Source organism: Bacillus sp. (in: firmicutes), assembly GCF_031983925.1.
Classification (GTDB): Bacteria; Bacillota; Bacilli; order Bacillales; family Bacillaceae_G; genus Bacillus_A; species Bacillus_A pacificus.
The window spans coordinates 1-2,921 of the sequence record NZ_DALYZR010000032.1 but is presented as its reverse complement, the minus strand read 5'-3'; the positions used below and the strand labels follow the sequence as shown (position 1 = coordinate 2,921).

The 2,921-nt window shown below is 33.7% G+C and carries 2 protein-coding genes and 1 pseudogene; 2 read left to right on the top strand and 1 reads right to left on the bottom strand.

The annotated features are described in order from the left end of the window. Nucleotides 1–210 precede the first annotated feature (210 nt). Nucleotides 211–1,002, top strand: a complete 792-nt coding sequence (locus tag RTP99_RS27800) for a sulfotransferase family 2 domain-containing protein (RefSeq protein ID WP_000460234.1) — start codon at nt 211–213, stop codon at nt 1,000–1,002. Between the two features lie 78 nt (nt 1,003–1,080). On the opposite strand, the gene RTP99_RS27795 is transcribed toward RTP99_RS27800, so the two are convergent. Beyond that, nucleotides 1,081–2,001, bottom strand: a complete 921-nt coding sequence (locus tag RTP99_RS27795) for a DMT family transporter (protein ID WP_000658267.1) — start codon at nt 1,999–2,001, stop codon at nt 1,081–1,083. Between the two features lie 118 nt (nt 2,002–2,119). Here RTP99_RS27795 and RTP99_RS27790 point away from each other — a divergent pair. Next, a pseudogene (locus RTP99_RS27790) lies at nt 2,120–2,701 on the top strand (nuclease/transposase family protein); the annotation flags it as partial. Nucleotides 2,702–2,921: the final 220 nt, after the last annotated feature.

The following is a 2,921-nucleotide window of genomic DNA, read 5'->3' as shown; positions in this document are numbered from 1 at the left end:
TTAACATTTTCATCTTTCAATGTCAACTAAGTTTTTCATTTCGTTTGTCGCTTTCAACGTTGTTGTCATCGGCGACTTGTTTTATATTACACCCCTATTCAGTAATAGTCAACATTAATCTTTCGCTTTTTTAGAAAAGATGAAACAGCTACTCATATTCCTCTTTATTTTCCATACATATAATTAAAATATCCGAAAGGGGTGTAGGGGTTGTTCGATCCTACCTTATTACACATCATCAATGCTCATTCAAGAAATCCACACTATCATAAGAAGTTTCCTATCATTCTATTTTGGAGCCAAAAAAGTGGTTGTACTTCTCTTGCCAAGTGGTTCTTTTACCAAATTGATTTATTACAAACAGCTCTAAATTATAGCCCTTTCATTCATAATTATGAATATGATATATACAAAAATGCGCCTGCCTATAGTCTACGGCTAGGTATAGCGTTACGAGAAAAACAAAAAGAAACTTTTAAACTTGTTCGTAACCCTTATAAGAGAGCAGTCAGTTCTTTCGTATCCTTAATTGCACCTCCTTATATAGAAAATCCCGAATGGAAGCCTATCCGAAAGTTTCTATATCAAGACGAAAATTCGTCCAAAGGGCTCTCATTTAAACAATTTCTATACTATCTACTTATTAATGGGGCACAAGCAAATAGTATTAACCCTCATTTCACACAACAATATATAGCTGATGAAGAAAAATATGTAACCAATTATATATACTTAGAAAACTTCAATCAGGATATGAAAGCATTAGAAAAGCGTTTCGAATTAAAAACTGCACCAATAAATGAGTTTTCAACATCCTGGCATCATCAAACTCCCTCGATGATTTATAAAGGGAATTTTAGCGAATCCGATATTACTGACCCTTTATTCCCCCGTCTTCCAACTTTCGAAAGTTTTTATGATACTGAATGTATACAACTCGTTCAAACAATATTTCAAAATGATTTCAATACGTATAAATATAGCAAAGAATATCCATACTGATTTCAATCTATTATCTTTCCAAATAAAAACACCTTATATATAAGGTGTTTTTTATTTAAACTATATACAACATACTGCTTAGCATTCCTTACTATTCAAGTTATTCCTCTTTAATAACTTACTTATTTTTTGTTTATCTGCCCATCCTACCCCTATTAAAACTAAACTTCCTCCTATTACTATCTTCCAAGTTACAGACTCATCTAATAAAACAATTGAAGCAACAATACTTATTAATGGTAACGCATTTAAATATAACCCACTTACTGATGCCGAGACTGTCTCTAATGCTCTATTCCAAAGCCAATACGCTAAAATTGTTGCCCCTATAACAAGATACATTACACTAAATCCAGTCTTCCATGTTTCGATTTCTGGGAAACCATAGTAAAAAGTTTCTACCATTGCAAATGGTAATAAAATAACAGCTCCAATAATTAAAGTTAATGTTGTAAAAACCTTGTTTGATAAATACTGTTCTTGTTTTGGTCTTTTCAGCAATACTGTATAGAGGGCAAATAAGAAAGTGCTTAATAAAATAAGGGTATCTCCTATTAAAGATACTTCTTGATCCCCGTTACTAGATGGGATTGTAATAAGAAGTACTCCAATAGCCCCGAGTACAATACCAACCCAATAATTAAGCTTAATTTTTTCTTTCAAAAAGAACGCTGAAAAAAGAATTGTAACTAACGGTAAAGCAGCATCAATAATACTAACATGCAATCCACTTGTTAAAGAAATACCGTAGGATGTGAACATAAAGTAACCAGCTACACCAGTAAAAGATAGTAAACTCATTCTTTTCCACGGCACTTGTTTATGTACAACCGATCTTTTTAATTGTTTAAATGAAAATAGCAAACAAATTCCACCCGCGAAGAAAAGGCGAATAAATAACAAAGTAAATGGCTGAATAGATTCTAACGCCCACTTTGTTGGTGCAATGGCTGTTCCCCATAATATAACAGCTACTAATAACATGCATATTTCTTTCATAATCTCCCACACCCATCAAAAATATATGTTAATTACCTTAATTATAGATTTTTTGATGAATGAAATCCTTTAAAAACGAAAAAACATTGTATAAATTGAAACTTTAATCAGTGGGGGTTTACTTCAGCGCATGTCACATAGCTCAAAAGCATTGCGAAATGTTGGCTTGTACACGATGAAACAAAGTTACTTAAACAATAATAGGATGGTTACTGTAAAAGAAGTAGATACTGCCATGCAAGCCGATACGAACTACCCAGGAGTTCAATCAAACTCTGTTCAAGCGATTCGCAGAGCCTTATATGCAGAAGTAAAGAGCTTTTTTAAAGCGTTGGAACAATGGAAGAAAAATCCTGAGAAGTTCACAGGGCATCTGAAGTTCCCAAATTATTCTCGTTCCACTGACAAGCGAATCATTGAAATCTATCAAGTCCCTAAAGTGGATAATAACGGGCATTGGATAGTTCCGATGAATGTGGCATTCAGAAAAAATTCGGTTCCATTAAAATACGTATGCCGAAAAATTTAAGACAAAAAAATCTCCTACATTTAGATTGTACCGAAGCAAAAAGGTCGGTTCTTTGAGGTGCATTATACATATGAAATGCACGTTTCTCAAATGAAGAAACCATCCACGACTACGAGTAACGCTTTGAGTTACGATTTAGGTGTAGATAGATTAGTAAGTTACGTGACAAATCGTAGGGTAGCATGAATGCTAGAGCGTCAAACTGTCTAGCAATAGACGAAAAGACCTAGCGCTCGAACTCAAGCCCCCACTGAAAAGCCTTGTCTCACTGGGGTAGTTGACTTTAAAACGTCTCTATTTCATCCTTTTCCCTCTTTACGATTACTAAATATATGAATTATGACATTTGATATATAAAAATAAACACAAAAAAACCTAAGTCGAAACGACT

Coding starts and splice junctions, on each gene's coding strand:
- RTP99_RS27795 (WP_000658267.1), bottom strand. CDS start 2,001: ATGAAAGAAATATGCATGTTATTAGTAGCTGTTATATTATGGGGAACA.